This is a genomic window from Brevundimonas sp., assembly GCF_032017145.1.
GTDB lineage: Bacteria > Pseudomonadota > Alphaproteobacteria > Caulobacterales > Caulobacteraceae > Brevundimonas.
Genome location: NZ_DALZQC010000061.1, coordinates 1 through 20,282, shown reverse-complemented (window position 1 = coordinate 20,282; position 20,282 = coordinate 1). Strand labels below are relative to the sequence as shown.

Annotated in this window: 30 protein-coding genes and 1 pseudogene; 28 read left to right on the top strand and 3 right to left on the bottom strand. The window is 66.4% G+C overall.

What is annotated here, in order from left to right; translation table 11 throughout:
* Nucleotides 1–284: 284 nt before the first annotated feature.
* The gene (locus tag RTU05_RS11320; protein WP_312598323.1) at nucleotides 285–1,880 is read left to right on the top strand and encodes a carboxylesterase family protein; all 1,596 of its coding nucleotides are present in this window, start codon (nucleotides 285–287) and stop codon (nucleotides 1,878–1,880) included.
* Between the two features lie 261 nt (nucleotides 1,881–2,141).
* Here the strand turns inward: RTU05_RS11320 and RTU05_RS11315 are convergent, their stop codons facing one another.
* Together RTU05_RS11315 and RTU05_RS11310 are read right to left on the bottom strand one after the other, a co-directional pair.
* The gene (locus RTU05_RS11315; RefSeq protein ID WP_312598322.1) at nucleotides 2,142–3,191 is read right to left on the bottom strand and encodes a L,D-transpeptidase family protein; all 1,050 of its coding nucleotides are present in this window, start codon (nucleotides 3,189–3,191) and stop codon (nucleotides 2,142–2,144) included.
* A 37-nt stretch (nucleotides 3,192–3,228) separates the two neighbouring features.
* Entirely contained in the window at nucleotides 3,229–3,390 is a 162-nt protein-coding gene (locus RTU05_RS11310) for a hypothetical protein (protein ID WP_292020075.1), read from the bottom strand.
* Nucleotides 3,391–3,542: 152 nt separating this feature from the next.
* Between RTU05_RS11310 and RTU05_RS11305 the strand changes: the two genes are divergently transcribed.
* The 3 genes from RTU05_RS11305 to RTU05_RS11295 all read left to right on the top strand — a co-directional run bounded on the left by RTU05_RS11305 (nucleotide 3,543) and on the right by RTU05_RS11295 (nucleotide 6,614).
* The gene (locus tag RTU05_RS11305; RefSeq protein WP_312598320.1) at nucleotides 3,543–4,703 is read left to right on the top strand and encodes a GNAT family N-acetyltransferase; all 1,161 of its coding nucleotides are present in this window, start codon (nucleotides 3,543–3,545) and stop codon (nucleotides 4,701–4,703) included.
* Between the two features lie 13 nt (nucleotides 4,704–4,716).
* Complete coding sequence (locus RTU05_RS11300) at nucleotides 4,717–5,631, top strand: transcriptional regulator (protein ID WP_312598318.1); 915 nt, start codon at nucleotides 4,717–4,719, stop codon at nucleotides 5,629–5,631.
* An 83-nt stretch (nucleotides 5,632–5,714) separates the two neighbouring features.
* Entirely contained in the window at nucleotides 5,715–6,614 is a 900-nt protein-coding gene (locus RTU05_RS11295; RefSeq protein WP_312598316.1) for a DUF2807 domain-containing protein, read from the top strand.
* Nucleotides 6,615–6,750: 136 nt separating this feature from the next.
* On the opposite strand, the gene RTU05_RS11290 is transcribed toward RTU05_RS11295, so the two are convergent.
* Nucleotides 6,751–7,497, bottom strand: coding sequence for an outer membrane beta-barrel protein (locus RTU05_RS11290; protein WP_312598314.1), 747 nt, complete (start codon nucleotides 7,495–7,497; stop codon nucleotides 6,751–6,753).
* A gap of 682 nt (nucleotides 7,498–8,179) precedes the next feature.
* Between RTU05_RS11290 and rpsJ the strand changes: the two genes are divergently transcribed.
* From rpsJ to RTU05_RS11170, 24 genes and pseudogenes are all read left to right on the top strand, one after another.
* Entirely contained in the window at nucleotides 8,180–8,485 is a 306-nt protein-coding gene (gene rpsJ / locus RTU05_RS11285; protein ID WP_003164367.1) for a 30S ribosomal protein S10, read from the top strand.
* A 21-nt stretch (nucleotides 8,486–8,506) separates the two neighbouring features.
* The gene (gene rplC / locus RTU05_RS11280) at nucleotides 8,507–9,256 is read left to right on the top strand and encodes a 50S ribosomal protein L3 (RefSeq protein WP_312598311.1); all 750 of its coding nucleotides are present in this window, start codon (nucleotides 8,507–8,509) and stop codon (nucleotides 9,254–9,256) included.
* On the top strand, nucleotides 9,256–9,894 hold the full coding sequence (gene rplD, locus RTU05_RS11275; protein ID WP_248117210.1) for a 50S ribosomal protein L4: 639 nt from the start codon (nucleotides 9,256–9,258) through the stop codon (nucleotides 9,892–9,894). Before rplC ends, rplD begins: the two co-directional genes overlap by 1 nt.
* On the top strand, nucleotides 9,894–10,196 hold the full coding sequence (locus tag RTU05_RS11270) for a 50S ribosomal protein L23 (protein WP_017506057.1): 303 nt from the start codon (nucleotides 9,894–9,896) through the stop codon (nucleotides 10,194–10,196). Before rplD ends, RTU05_RS11270 begins: the two co-directional genes overlap by 1 nt.
* A gap of 4 nt (nucleotides 10,197–10,200) precedes the next feature.
* The gene (gene rplB, locus RTU05_RS11265) at nucleotides 10,201–11,037 is read left to right on the top strand and encodes a 50S ribosomal protein L2 (protein ID WP_312598309.1); all 837 of its coding nucleotides are present in this window, start codon (nucleotides 10,201–10,203) and stop codon (nucleotides 11,035–11,037) included.
* 2 nt (nucleotides 11,038–11,039) lie between these two features.
* The gene (gene rpsS, locus RTU05_RS11260; RefSeq protein ID WP_017506055.1) at nucleotides 11,040–11,318 is read left to right on the top strand and encodes a 30S ribosomal protein S19; all 279 of its coding nucleotides are present in this window, start codon (nucleotides 11,040–11,042) and stop codon (nucleotides 11,316–11,318) included.
* A gap of 3 nt (nucleotides 11,319–11,321) precedes the next feature.
* Nucleotides 11,322–11,702, top strand: a complete 381-nt coding sequence (gene rplV / locus RTU05_RS11255; protein WP_248117206.1) for a 50S ribosomal protein L22 — start codon at nucleotides 11,322–11,324, stop codon at nucleotides 11,700–11,702.
* Nucleotides 11,702–12,457, top strand: a complete 756-nt coding sequence (gene rpsC / locus RTU05_RS11250; protein WP_248117204.1) for a 30S ribosomal protein S3 — start codon at nucleotides 11,702–11,704, stop codon at nucleotides 12,455–12,457. The genes rplV and rpsC overlap by 1 nt, the downstream gene beginning before the upstream one ends.
* A 3-nt stretch (nucleotides 12,458–12,460) precedes the next feature.
* On the top strand, nucleotides 12,461–12,901 hold the full coding sequence (gene rplP, locus RTU05_RS11245; RefSeq protein ID WP_087119314.1) for a 50S ribosomal protein L16: 441 nt from the start codon (nucleotides 12,461–12,463) through the stop codon (nucleotides 12,899–12,901).
* Nucleotides 12,901–13,098 carry a 50S ribosomal protein L29 gene (rpmC, locus tag RTU05_RS11240; protein WP_054765463.1) on the top strand — a complete coding sequence of 66 codons (198 nt, stop codon included), beginning with the start codon at nucleotides 12,901–12,903 and terminating at the stop codon, nucleotides 13,096–13,098. Before rplP ends, rpmC begins: the two co-directional genes overlap by 1 nt.
* Nucleotides 13,099–13,108: 10 nt before the next feature.
* Nucleotides 13,109–13,351 (top strand): 30S ribosomal protein S17, encoded by a 243-nt coding sequence (gene rpsQ, locus RTU05_RS11235; protein WP_087119313.1) that lies wholly within the window; start codon nucleotides 13,109–13,111, stop codon nucleotides 13,349–13,351.
* 18 nt (nucleotides 13,352–13,369) lie between these two features.
* A complete protein-coding gene (gene rplN / locus RTU05_RS11230) occupies nucleotides 13,370–13,738 on the top strand; it encodes a 50S ribosomal protein L14 (protein WP_248117202.1) in 369 nt (122 codons plus the stop codon).
* Between the two features lies 1 nt (nucleotide 13,739).
* A complete protein-coding gene (gene rplX, locus RTU05_RS11225) occupies nucleotides 13,740–14,048 on the top strand; it encodes a 50S ribosomal protein L24 (RefSeq protein WP_087119312.1) in 309 nt (102 codons plus the stop codon).
* Entirely contained in the window at nucleotides 14,048–14,608 is a 561-nt protein-coding gene (rplE, locus tag RTU05_RS11220) for a 50S ribosomal protein L5 (RefSeq protein WP_312598305.1), read from the top strand. The genes rplX and rplE overlap by 1 nt, the downstream gene beginning before the upstream one ends.
* Before the next feature lie 19 nt (nucleotides 14,609–14,627).
* A complete protein-coding gene (rpsN, locus tag RTU05_RS11215) occupies nucleotides 14,628–14,933 on the top strand; it encodes a 30S ribosomal protein S14 (protein WP_017506048.1) in 306 nt (101 codons plus the stop codon).
* A gap of 15 nt (nucleotides 14,934–14,948) precedes the next feature.
* A complete protein-coding gene (gene rpsH, locus RTU05_RS11210; protein WP_219895805.1) occupies nucleotides 14,949–15,347 on the top strand; it encodes a 30S ribosomal protein S8 in 399 nt (132 codons plus the stop codon).
* A gap of 1 nt (nucleotide 15,348) precedes the next feature.
* The gene (gene rplF, locus RTU05_RS11205; protein ID WP_312598302.1) at nucleotides 15,349–15,882 is read left to right on the top strand and encodes a 50S ribosomal protein L6; all 534 of its coding nucleotides are present in this window, start codon (nucleotides 15,349–15,351) and stop codon (nucleotides 15,880–15,882) included.
* Nucleotides 15,883–15,885: 3 nt separating this feature from the next.
* Entirely contained in the window at nucleotides 15,886–16,242 is a 357-nt protein-coding gene (gene rplR, locus RTU05_RS11200) for a 50S ribosomal protein L18 (RefSeq protein WP_248117196.1), read from the top strand.
* Between the two features lie 12 nt (nucleotides 16,243–16,254).
* Nucleotides 16,255–16,863: a 30S ribosomal protein S5 gene (rpsE, locus tag RTU05_RS11195; protein ID WP_087119308.1), complete on the top strand. Its 609-nt coding sequence runs from the start codon at nucleotides 16,255–16,257 to the stop codon at nucleotides 16,861–16,863.
* A gap of 3 nt (nucleotides 16,864–16,866) precedes the next feature.
* The gene (gene rpmD / locus RTU05_RS11190) at nucleotides 16,867–17,055 is read left to right on the top strand and encodes a 50S ribosomal protein L30 (protein WP_291540330.1); all 189 of its coding nucleotides are present in this window, start codon (nucleotides 16,867–16,869) and stop codon (nucleotides 17,053–17,055) included.
* 158 nt (nucleotides 17,056–17,213) lie between these two features.
* Nucleotides 17,214–17,807 (top strand): 50S ribosomal protein L15, encoded by a 594-nt coding sequence (rplO, locus tag RTU05_RS11185; RefSeq protein ID WP_312598298.1) that lies wholly within the window; start codon nucleotides 17,214–17,216, stop codon nucleotides 17,805–17,807.
* A gap of 127 nt (nucleotides 17,808–17,934) precedes the next feature.
* Entirely contained in the window at nucleotides 17,935–19,314 is a 1,380-nt protein-coding gene (gene secY, locus RTU05_RS11180) for a preprotein translocase subunit SecY (RefSeq protein WP_312598296.1), read from the top strand.
* 37 nt (nucleotides 19,315–19,351) lie between these two features.
* Nucleotides 19,352–19,912, top strand: coding sequence for an adenylate kinase (locus RTU05_RS11175; RefSeq protein WP_312598294.1), 561 nt, complete (start codon nucleotides 19,352–19,354; stop codon nucleotides 19,910–19,912).
* Between the two features lie 30 nt (nucleotides 19,913–19,942).
* A pseudogene (locus tag RTU05_RS11170) lies at nucleotides 19,943–20,282 on the top strand (energy transducer TonB); the annotation flags it as partial.

Genomic DNA, 20,282 nt, shown 5'->3' with positions numbered 1-20,282 from the left:
CCTTCGGGCTGACTAGAGTAGCGTAACAGAGCGGCCCCCGGAGCGATCCGGGGGCCGTTTTGCTTTGCCGCCTGGCTCCAGGCCAAGCCGTCACCCTCGGGCGCGACGCGAGGGCGGGGCGTCGGGCCGCCTTGCGTCAAGGGCGGCGCACAGCCCGATCCGCACCCGATCCTCGGGTCAAGCCCGAGGATGACGGAAGGGGGGCGGGAGGAGACATAGCGTCGGTCCGCAACGGGTTGCGTGTTCAGGCGTTCGGGTGGACTGCCGAACAGCCAAGATTCCCGATGCGTCTGATCCCCCTGCTTGCGTGCCTGATGGCGCTGACGGCCTGCGCCACCCATCCAGGCAAGGTCGATAATGTCCGGTTCGCCGGCGATGGGAAGACGGTGCTGGCGTCGACGGAGGACGGGGCGGTGCGCGGGGTCGAGGGGGACGGGACGCGGGCGTTTCTGGGCGTGCCGTTCGCCGCGCCGCCCGTTGGGGACAGGCGCTGGCGCGCGCCGCAGCCGGTCCAGCCCTGGTCCGGCGTGCGCGATGCGACGCGGATCGGTTCGGACTGCACTCAGGCCATCGGGCGGCGCGCCATCCTGGGTGGGGGCGGCGGGATCGTGGTGGGGGCCGAGGATTGTCTCTATCTGAACATCTACGCCCCGGCCGGTCAGCCGGAAGAGGCCCGGCCGGTGATGGTCTATATCCCCGGCGGCGCCTTCACCGTGGGGTCCGGCGCCAACTACGATCCGTCCAAGCTGGCCCGTGATCAGGGGCGGGTGGTGGTGACGATGAACTATCGGCTGGGCGCCCTGGGGTGGCTGGCCCATCCGGGGTTTCAGGCGACCGGCGAGGGGTTCGGCGGCAATTTCGGCCTGATGGACCAACAGGCGGCGCTGAAATGGGTGAAACGCAATATCGCGGCCTTCGGCGGCGATCCCGCCGATGTCACCCTGTTCGCCGAGAGCGCGGGGGCCTGGACGGCCTGTTATCTGATGGCGTCGCCGGGGTCGCAGGGATTGTATCAGCGGGTCATCATGCAGAGCGGTGGTTGCCTGGAGCCGTCGTCCCTGGTCAGCGCGCAGGACGCCGCCCAGTCGGGGCCGATGTTCGCCGAACGGCTGGGGTGCGACGGGCCGGATCAGGTCGCCTGCCTGAAAGCCCTGCCGGCGTGGCGGCTGTCGCGGGCGCCGTCGCTGAGGGCGGGGATCAACGGGCCGGGGTCGTGGGGGCCGGTGCATACGGATGCGACCGTGCCGGAAAGCCCGGCGGACGCGCTGCGCGAAGGGCGGTTCACCCAAATCCCGGTGCTAGTCGGCACCAATCTGGACGAGGGCCGGCTGTTCGCCAACGAGGTCAAGACGATGGATCGCTATCGGGAGGAGACGATCTGGATGTATGGCGACGAGGGCCAGCGGGTGCTGGACCGCTATCCGGTCGGAGAGGACGGGCCCGCCTACGCCATCGCCGCGAACTTCACCGACCAGAGGTTCGCCTGTCCGTCACAGGCCCTGCGGCGCGTGTTGTCGGCCCATGTGCCGGTCTGGGGCTATGAGTTTGCGGATCGCCAGGCGCCGTTCGTGCTGCCCGACTGGATCGTCGGGCTCGACATGGGCGCCTATCACGCCAGCGAACTGGCCTATGTGTTCGGGACCAGTTGGGTGTTCGCGGATGTGAAGCGGTTCACCCCGCAGCAGAAGGCTCTATCGGACCGGATGCAGCGGCTTTGGGCGACGTTCGGCGAGCCAGGCTTTTCCGCCGAATGGCCCCGCGTGGAGGGGGCGGGGCCGGTGCGGGTGTTCGCGCCGGAAGGCGACCGGATGGACGACGACTTCTTCGAACGTCACCACTGCGCCTTCTGGGACGGGACGCCGTTCGGCGCGGTCCACTGACGCCTAGAGTGGTCGGCGCTTGAGTTGATGCGCGCTTGAGAGGCGTTCATCACAATGGGCGCAGCGAGGTCACGACGACCACGACGAGACCAAACGCGCGTCGGCTCAAGGTTTCTGCAAGCCGCCATTAATCCGGGCTTCGCCTCCGCAGGCCCGCAGGACTTGCCGACCGCAGTCTGTCTTCGTTGTGTCCGCCGTGACCTCGCCGTGTCCGTTGTGACGAACCCTGCTGTTCCCGGTCCAACTCAACCGCCCACGGCTCTAGATAAAGCGCACGGTCACGCCGGGCTTGACCTTGTCGGCCAGGGTCCAGGCGTCCCAGTTGGTCAGGCGGACGCAGCCGTGAGAGGCGGTCTTGCCCACCAGTTCCGGGTCGGGCGTGCCGTGGATGCCGTAGCTGGGCTTGTTCAGGTCGATCCAGACGACGCCGACCGGATTGTTGGGGCCGGGCTTGACCACCACCTTTTCCTTGCCGTCGCCGTAGCTGAGCTTGGACGGGTCGTAGGTGTAGTCAGGGTTTCGGGCCACGCCATTGACCTTGACCGTGCCGGTCGGGGTGGGGTTGTCGCCGCTGCCGATGGTGGCGGGGAAGTAGGCGATCAACTTGCCGTCGGCGTCGAAGGCGCGAATCGAACCTTCGGACTTGTCGACGTCGATGTGATCGACATCGGCCGGCAGGGGCGTGCGATTGACGGCGGGAACCAGCAGCGGCTGACCGACGCGGTTGAAATCGGCGCCGGGGTTCATGGCGCGCAGCAGGGCCTCGGTGACGTGGAACCGCTCGGCCAGCGCCTCCACGACATTGGCGTAGCCCATGTGATCCGCCTGGCCCTGGGCCGCCAAGTCGGTCGGAACCGTGCCGAGATAGGGGCCGGCGATGTCCTGCTGGGTGATCTGATAGGTGGTGGTGATCGCCCCGGCGCCGGCCGCGCGAAGGCGACCCATGACCTCTGCGTCCAGCTGGCCGTTGACGGGCAGGCCCCGCGCCTTCTGGAAGGCGGAGATGGCCTGTCTCATGTTGGAGCCGGCCAGGCCGTCGATTGCGCCCGGCGAGAAGCGCGCCCGTTCCAGAAGAACCTGGGCGCGGATCAGGGCGGGATCGGGCTGGGCCTGGGTTTGAGCGGGTGGCTGGGCGCCGTCCTGCTGCGGCGCCGGCTGGGCCGGCGGGGCGTAGGCGGCGTTTTCGATGGCGTCCCGCGACAGGGGGCCGGTCTGTCTGACCTGGGCGGCGGGGGCCTTGGCCTCCTGCTGGGGCGAACAGGCGGCGAGCGACAGGACGGCGAGGGCGGCAAGATAGGCGGGACGGTTCATCGAATGGCTTTCGGCAGGCGGGCGTAAGGGGGCGTGTTCAGTTCGGCTTGCCCGTGGCGGGATCGGTTTCGGTCTCGCCCGAGTTGGACGAGCCTTTGGACCCCTGGGGTTCGGTGGCGGGGCGAGGCGGCTGGCCGGGCTTGTCGGGGCGAAGGTTTTCGTTCTCGACTTTACGGTCGTCGGGGCGGCTGTCGGTCATGGTCATCTCCCTGGAAGGTCAGGGAACGCACGGGGCGGGCGACGGCTCCGTCAACGCTTGTTCACCATGCCGATCAACCCTGCTGAAACGCGCGCCGTGCAAGGGTAGGCTGTGGAACGGACCTTGCGGCGCACGGTCCGACGAGGATGGGCATGAGCGGAAACCTGCAGGTCGAGATCGTGGAGGCCGGTGCGCTGGATGGCGCCGCCGTCGCCCTTTGGCGCGCCTGGACGGCCGAGAACCCGGATCTGGCCAGCCCCTATTTCCGCTGGGACTATGCCGAGATCGCCGGCCGGGTCTGCCCCGGCGCCGCCATCGCGGTGTTTCGGCGCGACGGGCGGATCGCTGGCTTCTTCCCACACCAGCGGCGGGGCGGCGCGGTGCAGCCGCTGGGGGCGCCGATGAACGACTATCACGGGGTGATCGCGCCGGTGGGCGAGACGATCGCGCTGGAGGATGTCGCGCGGTTGTTGAAGGCGCGAAGCTTGAACGTGCCGGGCTGGATCGGCGCGGGCGAGGCGGGCCAGACGCGCCAGACCGTGCATGCCGCCATGCCGGAAGAGGGCTATGACGCCTGGTACGCCGAGCGGCGCACGACCTTCGGCAAATATTTCAAGGACAAGGAGCGGGCGCGGCGCAGCCTGGAGGCCGAGCTGGGCCCGGTCCGGGTGGAGCGGGGCCTGCGCGACCCGGCGCTGCTGGACCAGCTGATCGACCTGAAGGCGGCGCAGTATCGGCGCTCGGGCCTGCACGACATCTTCGCCTGCGGCTGGACGCGGGATCTGCTGCACGCCCTGATGACCGAGCGGCGGGAGGACTTCGGCGCCTCGATGGCGGCGATGCACGCGGGCGACAAGCTGGTGGCGGTGGAGTTTTCGCTGCACGCCGGGCGGCATTACCATTTCTGGTTCCCCGTCTATGAGCCGGGGCTGGCGCGGTGCTCGCCGGGCATCCTGCTGAGCATGGGCACGATGCGGCTGGCGTCCGCCGAAGGATTCCGGGTGTTCGACTTCGGGTTCGAGGGCGATCCCTACAAGAAGTATTTCGTCAACGCCCGCCAGACGGTGCGCGAGGCCGTGGTGCTGAAGCCGGGACTGAGCCAGGCGCTGGGCGACATGGCCGTGGGCGCGCTGGCGAAGGCGGGCGACAAGGGCGAGAAGGTGCGGACCTCCCTGCGCCGCCGTTGGGCCACCATCGAGGCGTGCGAACCGACGTCGGCCGGGCGGCTGAAGGGCACGGCCGCCGCCGCTCGTGCGATGGCGCACAAACTGGCCGCCCGCAAGAAGACGCCCGCGCGCGTCGCCCATGCGTGAAGGAGAGGCTGTGATGACCGAACGCCGCACCCGCTATCCCGGCCCGATCGCCGAGGCCAGGGATCATCCGCATACGCTGGTCGCGCAGGGCTTCGCCGAGGACGCGGCCCTGGCGGCGGTGCTGGATCGCTATCCGGCCGACCTGTTCGACATCAACCTGTACGACTACGACGACGAGGGGCAGGTGTCGCTGCGGACCGGGGCGCGCGGGCGGCTGTCGGGGGAAGACCTGCTGGAGGCGATCAAACAGGGCCGACTGTGGGTCAATCTGCGCGAGGTCGAACGCGGCTGGCCCGAACTGTGGGCGGCGGCGATGAAGGATTTCGCGGCCATTCAGGCGACCTATCCGGGGATGCGGGCGGTGCGGAACGCGGGGCAGTTGATCCTGTCGTCGCCCAAGGCGCGGGTGCCCTATCATTTCGATGCGGCGGGGGTGGTGCTGTTTCACCTGCGGGGGCGAAAGCGCCTGTTCGTCTATCCGGGCGACGAGCGCCACCTGCCCGAGCGCAACATGGAACAGGTGGTGACGCGCCAGACGACCGAGGAACTGCCCTATACGCTGGCGTTCGAGGACGACGCCCAGGTCATGGACCTGGAGCCGGGGCGGGCGCTGACCTGGCCGTTGTATGCGCCGCACCGGGTGGAGAATCTGGATCGGTTCTGCGTCAGCCTGTCGATGGATTTCCAGACCTGGCCGTCGCGGTTCAGGAACGGGGCGCTGTTCACCAATGCGGTGATCCGCAGCCGGGGCGGACGGCCGCGCCAGACCGACGGGATGGCCACGCCGGAACTGGCAGCGCGCTGGGCCGCGTCGCTGGCGCTGAAGAAGGCCGGTGCGATGAAGAGCCGGATCGCCCATTTCGAACGCGATTTCGAACCCGAGGTCGGGGCTGCGGACGGCGCGGGCACGCTGAGGCCCGCAGGTTAAATCGCGTTCATGACCTGAAGTTAAAATGACTTTGCGGCGGGCGGCGCGCAACTTCCCTGCATAGACGGGAAGGGAACAGCCGAATGAAGACCGCATTGATCGCCGCAGCCGCCGCCGCCGCCGCCGCCCTGACGGGGCTGGCCGCCGCCCCCGCATCGGCCGCCGATGTCCAGATCCGAAACGCCGTGGCGCGGGTCGTCGTGATCTTGGAGGATCGCCAGGACGTGGGGGTCGAGGTGACGCAGGGCGCCTCGGGCCTGCCGGCCGTCCAGGTGCGCCGCGAAGGGCGCGAGGTCCGCATAGACGGCGGCCTCGGCCGCAACGGCGGCTTCTGGGCCAATGGCGGAAATCGCATTCGCGGCTGCAACGCCAGCCGGGCCGACGCCAGCCAGCCGGGACGTGGCGCGACCGTCGAGGTCAGCAACCTGGGCCGCGTGCGCCTGGAGGACGCGCCGATGATCGTGATCCGCACGCCGCGCGACGTGGATGTCAGCGCCGGCGGGGCGGTGTTCGGCTCGGTCGGACGCGGCGCGCGCTCCGTCGAGCTGAACAGCGGCGGCTGCGGGGCCTGGAACGTGGCCAATGTCGACGGGCGGGTTTCGCTGGGCGTCGGCGGCTCGGGCTCGATCCGGGCGGGATCCTCGCGGGCGCTGGAAGCCAATGTCGGCGGGTCGGGCGGCATCTACGCCGGCCCCACCGGCGACCTGAAGGCGGCCGTGGGCGGATCGGGCAATGTCGAGGTGGCCAGCGCCGGCGGCGACGGCGATCTGTCCATCGGCGGTTCGGGCGGGATCAATGTGCGCCAGGGGCGGATGGACAAGCTGTCGGTGGCCATCGGCGGCTCGGGCGACGTGCGCTACGGCGGGGCGACCCGCGACCTGAGCGTGTCCATCGCCGGATCGGGCAATGTCCGCGTCGCCTCGGCCACCGGGGCGGTGTCGCGCACCGTGGTCGGATCGGGCACGCTGCAGATCGGGCGCTGAGGTCCGCCTCATCGCCTGAAAGGCAAGGCCCCCGGTCGTGGAACCCCGGGGGCCTTGTCCTTTCGCTCATGAAAAAAGCCCCGGCGGATCGCTCCGCCGGGGCTTCTCTGTCTTCCGGCCCTCGCCGGCGGCTCGATCAGAAGCCGCGGATGCCCGGCAGGCCCGCCAGGGTGCGGCCCAGGTTGGCGCCGGCGCGGTCCAGCGTCTGCAGAGCGCCGCCGAAGTTGTAGCGCGCGCCGATGACGAAGTTGTCGGAATCGACGTCCACATCGTTCAGCGAAACGCGCTGCCACGAGCCGAACAGGCTGATCGGGCTGTTGTCCAGCTGGTATTCGGCGCCGACGCCGTAGGCCCAGGCGTCGACCTTGCCGGCCACGTCGGTGTCGATGTTGTTGTACGACACGCCGGCGTTCAGGCGCAGCGACGGGTTGACGTAGTAGGCGTAGTCGCCGCCGAAGGTCCAGGCATCAGCCCCGTCCAGATCGGTGTAGGCGACAACGCCGGTCAGGGTGGCGGCGGCCAGGTACTTCTGCACTTCGCCGCCGACCGAGAAGTAGTTCTCGCCGCCCAGGTCCGAGACGCCCGCGAAGGCGCCGGCGCGCAGGTCCGAACCGAAGGTCTTGGTCAGGTGAGCGGCGGCTGCGCCGACGGTGTCGTCGCCCAGGTCGCTGTCGGAGTAGGCGACCGAACCGTTCAGGGTCACGGTCCATTCCGGGGCGACCTTCATGGCGGTGACGCCGTCCAGGATCGCGCCGTCGGTCTTGAAGCCCTCGGTGTCGGTGTGGGTGTAGCCCAGGCCGACCGAACCGATGGCGTCTTGGGCGAAGGCCGGAGCGGCGAACAGGGTGGCGGCGGCGGCCGACGCGAGGAGGATCGTCTTCATTGTGTCTTGTCCTTAGCAGTCTTGCCCGGATGGGGGTCCGGGGAGGGGCGCCTGCTATCAGCATACGGCCCAGGTGCAGCATCAAACCGCTGTTCGATAAGTCTCTGTCGCCAAAATGTTGCGCGACTGTCACGGTGTGGGGCGAGAATGTGTCGGCAACGCGGAGAAGCCATGGCAGGTGGTTAATATGAAGCCGAGAGGAACAGGGTGCGCCCTGACTCAGGCCATTCATCGGAGCCGGCGCCTGCCATTCCCGCGTTCGGCCGCCGGCCGGCGTCCGTCTGCCCGCTCAGGTCGGCTCGGTGACCTCTCTCTATATATACGCTGTGAAAACGGCCGGCCGGACCGCGCGCATCCGGGGTGGGCGCGACATGGGCGAGCGAGGAACAGAATCCTGTCTGCGCCTTGGTTTCGCCGCTTGACCAAATCGGAATCGGTAGGCATAAGCCACCACTCTTGTTGGACCGGCTGTGCACTTCGGTGCAGACGCGGTTCGCAAGAACGACCTAAGTCACTGTTCTTTGCAGCTTCTTGGGACTTCAGCGGCCTTCGCGGGGAACTGCGTGGGCCGATCGTTTTTGCGGATTTGCGTATCCTGAGGGCCTAGCGCCCGAAGGCCTTCGGTCTTTGAAATGGTTCACAGGGACGCGGTCCTCCGACCGCATTGGAAGTAAGCACCGATATGGATCAAAGCATCCGCATCAGGCTCAAGGCCTTTGATCATCGCGTCCTCGATTTCTCGACGCGCGAGATCGTCAATACAGCCAAGCGCACCGGCGCGACCGTTCGCGGTCCGATTCCGCTGCCGACCCTGATCGAAAAGTTCACCGTGAACCGCTCTCCGCACGTCGATAAGAAGTCGCGTGAGCAGTTTGAAATCCGCACGCACAAGCGCGTGCTCGACATCGTCGACCCCACCCCGCAGACCGTGGACGCGCTCATGAAGCTCGACCTGTCCGCCGGCGTGGACGTCGAGATCAAGATTTAAAGTAGAAAGAGGCGGGATCCGATGCGCACGGGCGTGATCGCCAAGAAGCTGGGCATGACCCGCGTGTTCGCCGATGACGGCGCGCACGTACCGGTCACTGTGCTGCAGCTCGACGGCTGCCAAGTCGTCGGCCAACGTACCCAGGAGCGTGACGGCTACGTCGCTCTCCAGCTGGGCGCTGGCACGAAGAAGGCCAAGAACACCAATAAGGCTCAACGCGAGACCTTCGCCAAGGCGGAAGTCGAGCCCAAGGCCTATGTCACCGAGTTCCGCGTCGATGCGGACGGTCTCCTGGACGTGGGCGCCGAACTGTCGGCCGAACACTTCCTGGTCGGCCAGAAGGTGGACATCCAGGGCGAGACCATCGGTAAGGGTTTCGCCGGCGCCATGAAGCGCTGGAACTTCGGCGGCCTTCGCGCCACGCACGGTGTGTCGATTTCGCACCGTTCGCACGGTTCGACGGGTAACCGTCAGGACCCGGGTCGCACCTTCCCCGGCAAGAAGATGGCCGGCCACTACGGCACGGAAACCGTCACCACCCAGAACCTGACCGTCGTCCGCGTGGACGCCGAGCGTGGCCTGATCCTGATCAAGGGCGCTGTCCCGGGTCACGACGGCAGCTATGTCAAGGTTCGCGACGCCATCAAGAAGGCTCGCCCGGCCGACGCCCCGTTCCCTGGCGCGCTGAAGTCGAGCAAGTCTGCTGCTCAACCCGCCTCGACCCCGGCTGAAGAAGCCCCTGTCGAAGCGACCGAAGGCGGTGAAGCGTAATGAAACTCTCTGTCATCCAACTCGACGGCAAGGCTGCCGGCGACGTGGAGCTGTCGGACGCCGTCTTCGGCATCGACGCCATCCGCGGCGACATCCTGGCCCGCACCGTCAACTGGCAACTGGCCAAGCGCCGCGCCGGCACGCACAAGGTTCAAACCCGCAACGAGAACTCTCGTACGGGCAAGAAGATGTACAAGCAGAAGGGCACCGGCGGCGCTCGTCACGGTTCGCGCCGTGCGCCGCAGTTCGTCGGCGGCTCGCGCGCCTTCGGTCCGGTCGTTCGCGATCACGGCTTCTCGCTGCCGAAGAAGATCCGCGCGCTCGCTCTGCGTCACGCCCTGTCCTCCAAGGCCAAGTCCGGCGACCTGATCGTCGTCGACACCGTCTCGGTCAAGGAAGCCAAGACGGCCGCCCTGCGCGAGACGTTCGGCAAGCTGGGCTGGACCAAGGCTCTCATCATCGCGGGTCCCGAAGTCGACACGAACTTCGGCCTGGCCGCACGCAACATCCCGCACATCGACGTGCTGCCGAACGCCGGCCTGAACGTTTATGACATCCTGCGCGCGGACAAGCTGGTGCTGACCAAGGCCGCCATCGAGGCGATCGAAGCCCGCTTCAGCGATAAGGAAGCCGCGTAATGGCCGCTCAACCTACCGCCAAGCACTACGACACCATCCTGGCCCCGGTGATCACCGAAAAGGCCACGATCCTGTCCGAGCAGAACAAGGTCGTCTTCCGCGTCGCCGACACGGCGTCCAAGGACGAGATCGCAGCCGCGGTCGAAAGCCTGTTCAAAGTCAACGTCGTCAAGGTCAACACCCTGGTCCAAAAGGGCAAGACCAAGCGCTTCCGGGGCATCCTGGGTCGTCGCGTCGACATCAAAAAAGCGATCGTGACGCTGGCCGACGGCCAGTCGATCGACGTCACCACGGGGCTCTGATCAGATGGCCTTGAAAACCTACAATCCGACTTCACCGGGCCGTCGCGCCCTCGTGCTGGTCGACCGTTCGGAACTCCACAAGGGCCGTCCGGAAAAGTCGCTGACCGAAGGCCTGACCAAGTCGGGCGGACGCGGGCAGGGCGGTCGCATCGCGGTCCGCTTCCGTGGCGGCGGCGCCAAGACCCTGTACCGCAAGATCGACTTCAAGCGTCGCAAGTGGGACGTGGTCGGCACGGTCGAGCGTCTGGAATACGACCCGAACCGCACGGCCTTCATCGCCCTGGTCACCTATGCCGATGGCGAGAAGACCTACATCATCGCGCCGCAACGCCTTAAGGCGGGCGACACGATCATCGCGGGCGAAAAGACCGACGTGAAGCCTGGCAACGCCATGCCGCTGCGTTCGATGCCGGTGGGTACGATCATCCACAACATCGAAATGAAGCCGGGCAAGGGCGCCCAGCTGGCCCGCTCGGCTGGCGCCTACGCCCAACTGGTCGGTCGCGATCAGGGCTACGCCCAGATCCGTCTCGGCTCGGGCGAGCTGCGCATGGTCCTGGACTCCTGCATCGCCACGGTGGGCGCGGTTTCCAACCCCGACCACATGAACCAGAACTTGGGCAAGGCCGGTCGCAAGCGTCACATGGGCTGGCGTCCGCACGTCCGCGGCGTCGCCATGAACCCGATCGACCACCCGCATGGTGGTGGTGAAGGCCGGACCTCTGGTGGTCGCACCCCCGTCACGCCGTGGGGTAAGGACACCAAGGGCACTCGTACCCGCAAGAACAAGGCTACGGACAAGTACATCATCCGTACCCGCCACGTTAAGAAGGCTCGCTAAGAATGGCCCGCTCCTCCTGGAAAGGCCCGTTTGTCGACGGGTATCTGCTCAAGAAGGCCGACGCCGTTCAATCGTCGGGCCGCAAGGACGTGATCAAGACCTGGTCGCGTCGCTCCACCATCCTGCCGCAGTTCGTCGGTCTGACGTTCGGCGTCCATAACGGTCAGAAGCACGTGCCCGTGTCGGTCTCGGAAGAGATGGTCGGCATGAAGCTCGGCGAGTTCGCCCCGACCCGGAACTTCCCGGGTCACGCGGCGGACAAGAAGGCCAAAAGGAAGTAACCGATGGCCCAGACAAAAAACGAGCGTCGGGTCGCCCCGACCGAGGCCCGCGCCAAGCTGGTCAATGTGCGCATTAGCCCGCAAAAGCTGAACCTGGTGGCCGCCTCGATCCGCGGCATGCCTGTTCAGAAGGCGCTGAACGAGCTGGAATTCAGCCGTAAGCGCATCGCTGGCGACGTCCGCAAGGTCCTGTATTCGGCCGTGTCGAACGCCGAAAACAACCACAACCTCGACATCGACAACCTGGTCGTCGCCGAGGCCTTCGTGGGCAAGAACCTGGTGATGAAGCGTTTCGCGAGCCGTGCTCGCGGTCGTTCGTCGCGCATCCTGAAACCGTTCAGCGAGATCACCATCGTGGTCCGTGAAGCCGGCGAGGCCGCCTGATGGGACAGAAAATCAATCCGGTCGGTCTGCGCCTCGGCGTGAACCGCACGTGGGACAGCCGTTGGTTCGCCGCCGGCGCCGACTATTCCCGCCTGCTGCACCAGGACCTGAAGCTGCGCGAGTGGCTGAAGGAACGCCTGGCCGCCGCCGGCGTGTCGCGCATCATCATCGAGCGCCCGCACAAGAAGTGCCGCATCACCATCTACGCCGCCCGTCCGGGCGTCGTGATCGGCAAGAAGGGCGCCGACATCGAGAAGCTCCGCAAGGACATCTCGGCGCGCACCGAGGGTGAAGTTCACCTGAACATCATCGAAGTCCGCAAGCCGGAAACCGACGCCCAGCTGATCGCCGAGAACATCGCGCAGCAGCTGGAACGCCGCGTGGCCTTCCGTCGCGCCATGAAGCGTTCGATGCAGTCGGCCATGCGTCTGGGCGCCAAGGGCATTCGTATGAATGTCTCGGGTCGTCTGGGCGGGGCGGAAATCGCGCGTATGGAATGGTACCGCGAAGGCCGCGTGCCGCTTCACACCCTGCGCGCCGACATCGACTACGGCTTCTACGAAGCCAAGACGACCTACGGCATCATCGGCGTGAAGGTCTGGGTCTTCAAGGGTGAAGTGCTGGAGCACGATCCCATGGCCCAGGACAAGCGTTGGGCCCAGGAAGCCTCGGGTCCGTCCTCGAACGAAGGCCGCGAACGCGGCGGCCCCCGTGGCGACCGCGGTCCGCGTCGCGACCGGGGACGTGAGAACTAAGTCATGTTGCAACCGAAGAAGACCAAGTACCGCAAGGCCTTCAAGGGCCGCATCCACGGCTCGGCCAAGGGCGGCTTCTCGCTGAACTTCGGGTCGTACGGCCTGAAGACGCTGGAGCCGGAACGCATCACCGCGCGTCAGATCGAGGCGGCTCGCCGCGCGATCACCCGCCAGATGAAGCGCCAGGGCCGCGTTTGGATCCGCGTCTTCCCCGACCTGCCCGTCACGGGCAAGCCGGCCGAAGTCCGGATGGGTAAGGGCAAGGGCGCCGTGGACCATTGGGCCGCGCGCTGCCACCCTGGCCGTATCCTGTTTGAAATCGACGGCGTTCCGGACGATGTCGCCCGCGAAGCGCTCCGTCTCGGCGCAGCCAAGCTGCCGGTCCGCACCAAGGTGGTGACCCGCATCGACGCCGGCGTCGCTCATGTCGAGGTAGCCGCCTAATGACCAAGATCGCCGATCTGCGGTCGCAAACGACCGACCAACTGGCCGACGAGCTGCTGAAGCTCAAGAAGGAACAGTTCAACCTGCGCTTCCAGGCGGCCACCGGCCAGATGGAAAAGACCCACCGCGTGGGTGAAGTGCGCAAAGACATCGCCCGCATCTCGACGCTTCTGCGCGAGAAGCGTGCGGCCTCGTAAGGAAACGAATATGCCCAAGCGAATTCTCGAAGGCGTGGTCGTGTCCGACAAGGGCGAAAAGACCGTCGTCGTGAAGGTGGAGCGCACGCTGCTCCACCCGCTTCTGAAGAAGACCGTCCGGTCCTCCAAGAAGTACCACGCGCACGACGAAGCCAACGCGCTCAAGGTCGGCGACATCGCTCGCATCGTCGAGTGCGCCCCGAAGTCCAAGCTGAAGCGCTGGGAAGTCATCTCCCCGGCCTCGGCCTCGTAATCAGAAGGATCTGATCTTATGATCCAGATGCAAACTAACCTGGAAGTGGCCGATAATTCGGGCGCCCGCCGGGTCATGTGCATCAAGGTGTTGGGCGGCTCCAAGCGCCGCTACGCCTCGATCGGCGACACCATCGTCGCCTCCGTGAAGGAAGCCATCCCGCGTGGCCGCGTGAAGAAGGGCGACGTAGTTCGCGCCATCGTCGTGCGCACCGCCAAGGACATCCAACGCAAGGACGGCTCGGTCATCCGCTTCGACAAGTCGGCCGCCGTCATCGTCAACAAGGCGAATGAGCCGGTTGGCACGCGGATCTTCGGCCCGGTTCCCCGCGAACTGCGCGCCAAGAACCACATGAAGATCATCTCGCTGGCTCCGGAGGTCCTGTAACATGGCCGCCAAGATCAAGAAGGGCGACCGTGTCGTCGTCCTCACCGGCAAGGACAAGGGCCGCACGGGCAATGTGCTGAAGGTCCTGCCTTCCGAAAACCGCGTCGTCGTCGAAGGCGTCAACATGGTTCAGCGCCACACGCGCCCGAGCCAGGCTGATCCGCAAGGCGGCATCAAGAACAAGGAAGCCTCGCTTCACCTGTCGAACGTCGCGATCGCCGACGCCAACGGCAAGGCGACCCGCGTCGGCTTCAAAATCGATGGGGACACCAAGGTCCGCATCGCCAAGACGACGGGAGACGTCATCTGATGGCGACCGAAAAGTACGCTCCGCGCCTCAAGGGCGAATATCACGCGCGCATCCGCCAGGTGATGAAGGACAAGTTCGGCTATACGAACGAAATGCAGGTGCCCAAGCTGGACAAGATCGTCCTGAACATGGGCATCGGCGAAGCCGTCGCGGACTCCAAGAAGGTGAACACCGCCCTCAAGGACCTGACGGCCATCGCCGGCCAGAAGGCTGTGCCCACCAAGGCCCGCAACTCCATCGCCGGCTTCAAGCTGCGCGAAGGCATGGTGATCGGCGGCAAGGTCACGCTGCGCGGCGACCAGATGTACGAGTTCCTGGACCGGTTCATCACGATCGCCCTGCCGCGCGTGAAGGACTTCCGTGGTCTGAAGGGCACGTCCTTCGACGGTCGCGGCAACTACGCCACCGGCCTGAAGGAACACATCGTGTTCCCCGAGATCAACTACGACCAGATCGATCAGATGTGGGGCATGGACATTGTCGTCTGCACCACGGCCAAGACCGATGAGGAAGCCAAGGCTCTCCTCACCGAGTTCAAGTTCCCGTTCGTGAAGAACTGAGCGGGAAGGGAAGAGAACAATGGCTAAGAAGAGCGCCGTAAACCGCAACGAAGCCGTCAAGGCCCTGGTTGCGAAGTATGCCGCAAAGCGCGCCGCCCTGAAGGCGACCGCCAACGACGAGAACCTGCCGCTGGAGGAGCGCTTCGAGGCGCGCCTGCAACTGGCCGCCCTGCCGCGCAACTCCGCGCCGAGCCGCATTCGCAACCGCTGCGAAGTGACGGGTCGTCCGCGTGCGTTCTATCGCAAGCTCAAGATGAGCCGGATCGCGCTGCGTGAACTGGGCAACCTGGGCCAGATTCCCGGCCTGACGAAGTCGAGCTGGTAAGGGGAGCGAACAGACATGATGATCAACGATCCCCTGAGCGACATGATCGCTCGCATCAAGAACGCGGCGACCCGCAAGCGTTCCAAGGTGCTGACCCCCGCTTCGCGTCTTCGCCAGCGCGTCCTGGACGTGCTGCAGGACGAAGGCTACATCCGCGGCTACAACCTGGTTCAGAACCCGGGTGAGTTTCCGCAGTTCGAGATCGAGCTGAAGTATTTCGACGGCCAGCCCGTCATCGCCGAGATCGCGCGCGTGTCCAAGCCGGGCCGCCGCGTCTATTCGGCGATCGGCGATCTGAAGCCGATCAAGAACGGCCTCGGCATCTCGATCCTTTCGACTTCGAAGGGCGTCATGTCCGACGCCGCCGCTCGCGACGCCAATGTCGGCGGCGAAGTCCTCTGCAGGGTCTACTGATATGTCCCGTATTGGCAAGAAAACCATCGCCGTGCCGAAGGGCGTGACTGTCACGCTCGACGGCCAGAACATCACCGTCAAGGGTCCCAAGGGCGAACGCGCCTGGACCGTCGCCGACGAGATCGAAGTCAAGCAGGAAGGCGACGAACTGTCGCTGACCCCGCGTTCGGACACCCCTCGCGCCCGCGCGATGTGGGGTCTGTCGCGGACCCTGGTCGACAACATGGTCACCGGCGTCACCTCGGGCTTCGAGAAGTCGCTGGAACTGGTCGGCGTGGGTTACCGCGCCGCGATGAAGGGCAACGCCCTGTCGCTGCAGCTCGGCTTCTCGCATGAGGTCGATATCGACCCGCCGGCCGGCGTCAGCTTCGCCGTGCCCAAGCAGACCGAGATCAAGATCTCGGGCTCGGACAAGCAGGCCGTGGGTCAGGTCGCCGCGGTCATCCGCAAGCTGCGTCCGCCGGAGCCCTACAAGGGCAAGGGCGTCCGTTACGCCGGCGAGACCGTGCGTCGCAAGGAAGGCAAGAAGAAGTAAGTCATGGCTCTCTCTCTTCGACAACAAGCCAAGCGCCGCGCAGAGCGCACTCGCCGTCGCCTGAAGGCTGTCGCCAACGGTCGTCTGCGTCTGTCGGTCTATCGTTCGGACAAGAACATCTCGGCCCAGATCATCGACGACGCCCAGGGCGTGACGATCGCCGCCGCCTCGTCGCTGGAAGGCGGCAAGGGCAAGCGCGGTTCGGACACGGCCGCGGCCGCCGCGATCGGCAAGCTGATCGCCGAACGCGCCATCGAGAAGGGCGTCAAGGACGTCGTCTTCGACCGCGGCGAGTACATCTATCACGGACGGGTGAAGGCGCTGGCGGAAGCCGCGCGTGAAGCCGGCCTGAACTTCTAAGGGACGCGACAGATGGCGCAACAACCCCAACGCGGCGGCGGCGGCAACGATCGCAACCGTCGTGACAACCGCAACGCTCCCGCTGTCGATGGCCCGGATTCGGACATCGTCGAGAAGCTGGTTCACATCAACCGCGTCGCCGCCACCGTGAAGGGCGGCCGTCGCTTCAGCTTCGCAGCCCTGATGGTCGTCGGCGACGGCAAGGGTCGCGTCGGCTTCGGTCACGGCAAGGCGCGCGAAGTGCCGGAAGCCATCCGCAAGGCGACGGAAGAAGCCAAGAAGACCATGATCCGCGTTCCGCTGCGCGAGAACCGCACCCTGCACCACGACGGCAACGGCCGTTGGGGCGCCGGCAAGATCATGATGCGCGCGGCCCCTCCCGGCACCGGCGTCATCGCCGGCGGTCCGATGCGTGCGGTCCTCGAAACCCTCGGCGTCCAGGACGTCGTGGGCAAGTCGACCGGCTCTTCGAACCCCTACAACATGATCCGTGCGACGTTCGAGGCCCTGAAGGTCCAGTCGTCGCCGCGTCAGGTCGCTTCGAAGCGTGGCAAGAAGGTCGCCGACCTGATGGGCCGCCGCAACGACGGCGCCTCGGCGCCGGAAGCTGTGGAGTCCTAAGTCATGGCCGAGAACAAGACCGTCACCATCAAGCAGATCGGTTCGCCGATCCGCCGCAAGAACGACCAGCGCGCCACCCTGGTGGGCCTGGGCCTGAACCGCATGGGTCGCGAAGCGACCCTGGAGGACACCCCTTCGGTTCGCGGCATGATCGCCAAGGTCCACCACCTGGTGGAAGTGGTCGAGAAGTAAGCCTTTCGCCCTCCCTCGGAACACCGGGGGAGGGCGTTTCGCATCTTGCTTATGTTTCGGGGGTCGCCTATGAGCGGCCCTTCATTTTTTCCGAGCCGAGTCTGGCCGCCTCATTCTCGAGGTCGTGTCCGGCGCTAGAACCCGAAAGGATCAGGCACATGAAACTGAACGAAATCCGCGACAACGAAGGCGCGCACAAGAAGCGCATGCGTGTCGGCCGTGGCCCCGGTTCGGGCAAGGGCAAGACCGCCGGTCGCGGCGTCAAGGGTCAGAAGTCGCGTACGGGCGTCAGCCTGCTGGGCTTCGAGGGCGGCCAGATGCCGCTGTACATGCGTATGCCCAAGCGCGGCTTCAACAATCCGAACGCCCTGAAGCTGGCTGAAGTGAACCTGTGGCGCCTGCAAGACGCCATCGACGCCGGCAAGCTGGACGCCAAGTCGGACATCAAGGGCGACGCCCTGGTCGCCGCCGGCGTGATCCGCCGCGTCAAGGACGGCGTGCGCCTGCTGGGCACCGGCGAAGTGAAGCAGGCGCTGAACCTGGTCGTCTGGTCGGCCACGTCGGGCGCCAAGCAAGCTATCGAAGCGGCGGGCGGTTCGGTCGTCGAACAACGCATCGAAGCCGAAGCCAAGGCCGCCGCGCGCGTGGAGAAGCGCAACGCCGCCAAGGGCAAGGCTCCGGCCGCCAAGGCTCCGCGCGGCGACGAGAATAAGATCTCGGCCCGCGCCAAGCGCGCCGCCGCCAAGGCTTAAGCAACGCGTCGTCGCGGCGATTAGGCCGTGGCCTGATTACACCTGCGACGACGAAAGAACGGAAGCGGCCTCGCAAGAGCGCCGCTTCTCGCCTATCTGACGACTCAATCAGTCGTGGGGACGCATAATGGCTTCGGCCGCAGAACAACTCGCCGCCAATATGAACATGGGCTCGTTCGCGAAAGCGACCGAGCTGCACAAGCGCCTGCTGTTCACGCTGGGCGCGCTTCTGGTCTATCGCATCGGCACCTATGTGCCGATCCCGGGCATCAACTCGCAGGCCTTCCTGCAGTTCTTCCAGGACCCCTCGGGCCAGCGCGGCATCCTGGACATGTTCAACATGTTCTCGGGCGGCGCGGTCGAGCGTATGGCCATCTTCGCGCTGAACGTGATGCCCTACATCTCGGCGTCCATCATCGTGCAGCTGATGGGCACGGTGTATCCGCCCTGGGAGAAGCTGAAGAAGGAAGGCGGCGAAAGCGGCCGCAAGCAGTTGAACCAGTACACCCGCTATCTGACGGTGTTCCTGGCGCTGGCGCAGTCGTTCGGCATCGCCGCCGGCCTGAACAGCACGGCGGGCCTGGTCGACAATCCCGGCGTCTTCTTCATCGTCTCGACGGTCGTGACCCTGACCGGCGGCACCATGTTCCTGATGTGGCTGGGTGAGCAGGTGACGGCGCGCGGCGTCGGCAACGGCATCTCGCTGATCATCTTCGCCGGTATCGTGGCGGTCCTGCCGTCCACCGTCGCGCGCCTGCTGGGCCTGGCCCAACAAGGTCAGATGTCGGCCTTCGCCCTGCTGTTCATCGCCGTTCTGGCCGTGGCCACCGTGGTCTTCATCGTCTTCATGGAACGCGCCCAGCGCCGTCTTCTGATCCAGTATCCGAAGCGCCAGGAAGGCAACCGCATGGCCGGGGGCGAGCGTTCGTTCCTGCCTCTGAAGGTCAATACGGCCGGCGTGATCCCGCCGATCTTCGCCTCGTCGCTGCTGATGCTGCCGACGACGGTTGCGACCATGACCGCCAACGCCGACCTGCCCAGCTGGATGAGTTGGCTGCCGCTGGTGACGGCGCAGCTGACGCACGGCCAGCCGCTGTTCATGGCGCTGTACGCCGCCCTGATCGTCTTCTTCTGCTTCTTCTACACCTCGATCACCTTCAACCCGGAGGACACGGCCGAGAACCTGCGGAAATACGGCGGCTTCCTGCCGGGCATACGTCCGGGCAAGCGCACGGCGGAATATCTGGACTATGTGCTGACCCGTCTGACGGTGATCGGCGCGGCCTATATCACCGCGGTCTGCCTGCTGCCGGAGTTCATCGTCAGCCAGTTCGGCAACAGCCTATATTTTGGCGGAACGTCCATCTTGATCGTGGTCTCGGTGACGATGGACACTGTGGCCCAGATTCAGTCACAACTGCTGGCGCACCAGTACGAGGGCCTGATCAAGAAGGCCAAGTTGCGTGGTCGTGGCGGTCGCGGCGCTCCCACGCCCGCTCGCCGCTAAGTCTTAGGTTGTCAGACGCCCAGGGGAGGGCTGAAGCATGAACTTGATCCTGTTCGGACCGCCGGCGGCGGGCAAGGGCACCCAGGCCAAGCGGCTGGTGGAAGAGAAGGGCATGGTCCAGCTCTCCACCGGCGACATGCTGCGGGCGGCCATCGCCTCGGGCTCGGAACTGGGCGTCAAGGTCAAGGATGTGCTGGCGCGCGGCGATCTGGTCACCGACGAGATCGTCATCGCCCTGATCGAGGACCGGCTGCCCGAGGCCGAGGCCGCGGGCGGCGCCATCTTCGACGGCTTTCCCCGCACCGTGGCTCAGGCCGAGGCCCTGGACGCCATGCTGGCCAAGCGCGGCGCCCAGATCGACGCCGTGGTGCGGCTGAAGGTGGACGACGCCGCCCTGACCGAACGAATCGCCAAGCGGTTCGCCGACCAGGGCCGGCCCGACGACAATCCCGAATCGTTCAAGGTCCGGCTGGAGGCCTACAACCGCAACACCGCCCCGCTGCTTCCCTATTACGAAAAGCAGGGCAAGCTGACCGAGGCGGACGGCATGGGGTCGATCGACTCGGTCGCCAAGGCCATCGACGCCGCCCTGGCGTGACCAAAGCCTGGCTCGGGCGTTAGACGTCCGATGACGGACGACGACGCCAATCCCGACAAGAGGCGCGCCCGCAGACGCTGGCGCGCCTTCGCCGTTTTCTGCGCCGTCGCCGGGGCGGAGGCCGGGCTGTTCCTGCTGCTGGGCCAGGTCGACGGCCGGGCGCCGCAGGTTCCGACAGCGCCCCAGCCTCAGCCTTTCGAGGTAGTGCTGTACGATCCGCCGCCGCCCATGTCAGAAGAGCCGCCGGCGCCGCAGACCGGTGGCGGAGCGCCCGCCGCCCCGTCACGGATCCATACGCCCCCGCCGCCGAAACAGGCGCGACCGCCCGAATTGCCGGCCCCGCCGAAACAGGCGCCGACGCCTGCGCCTG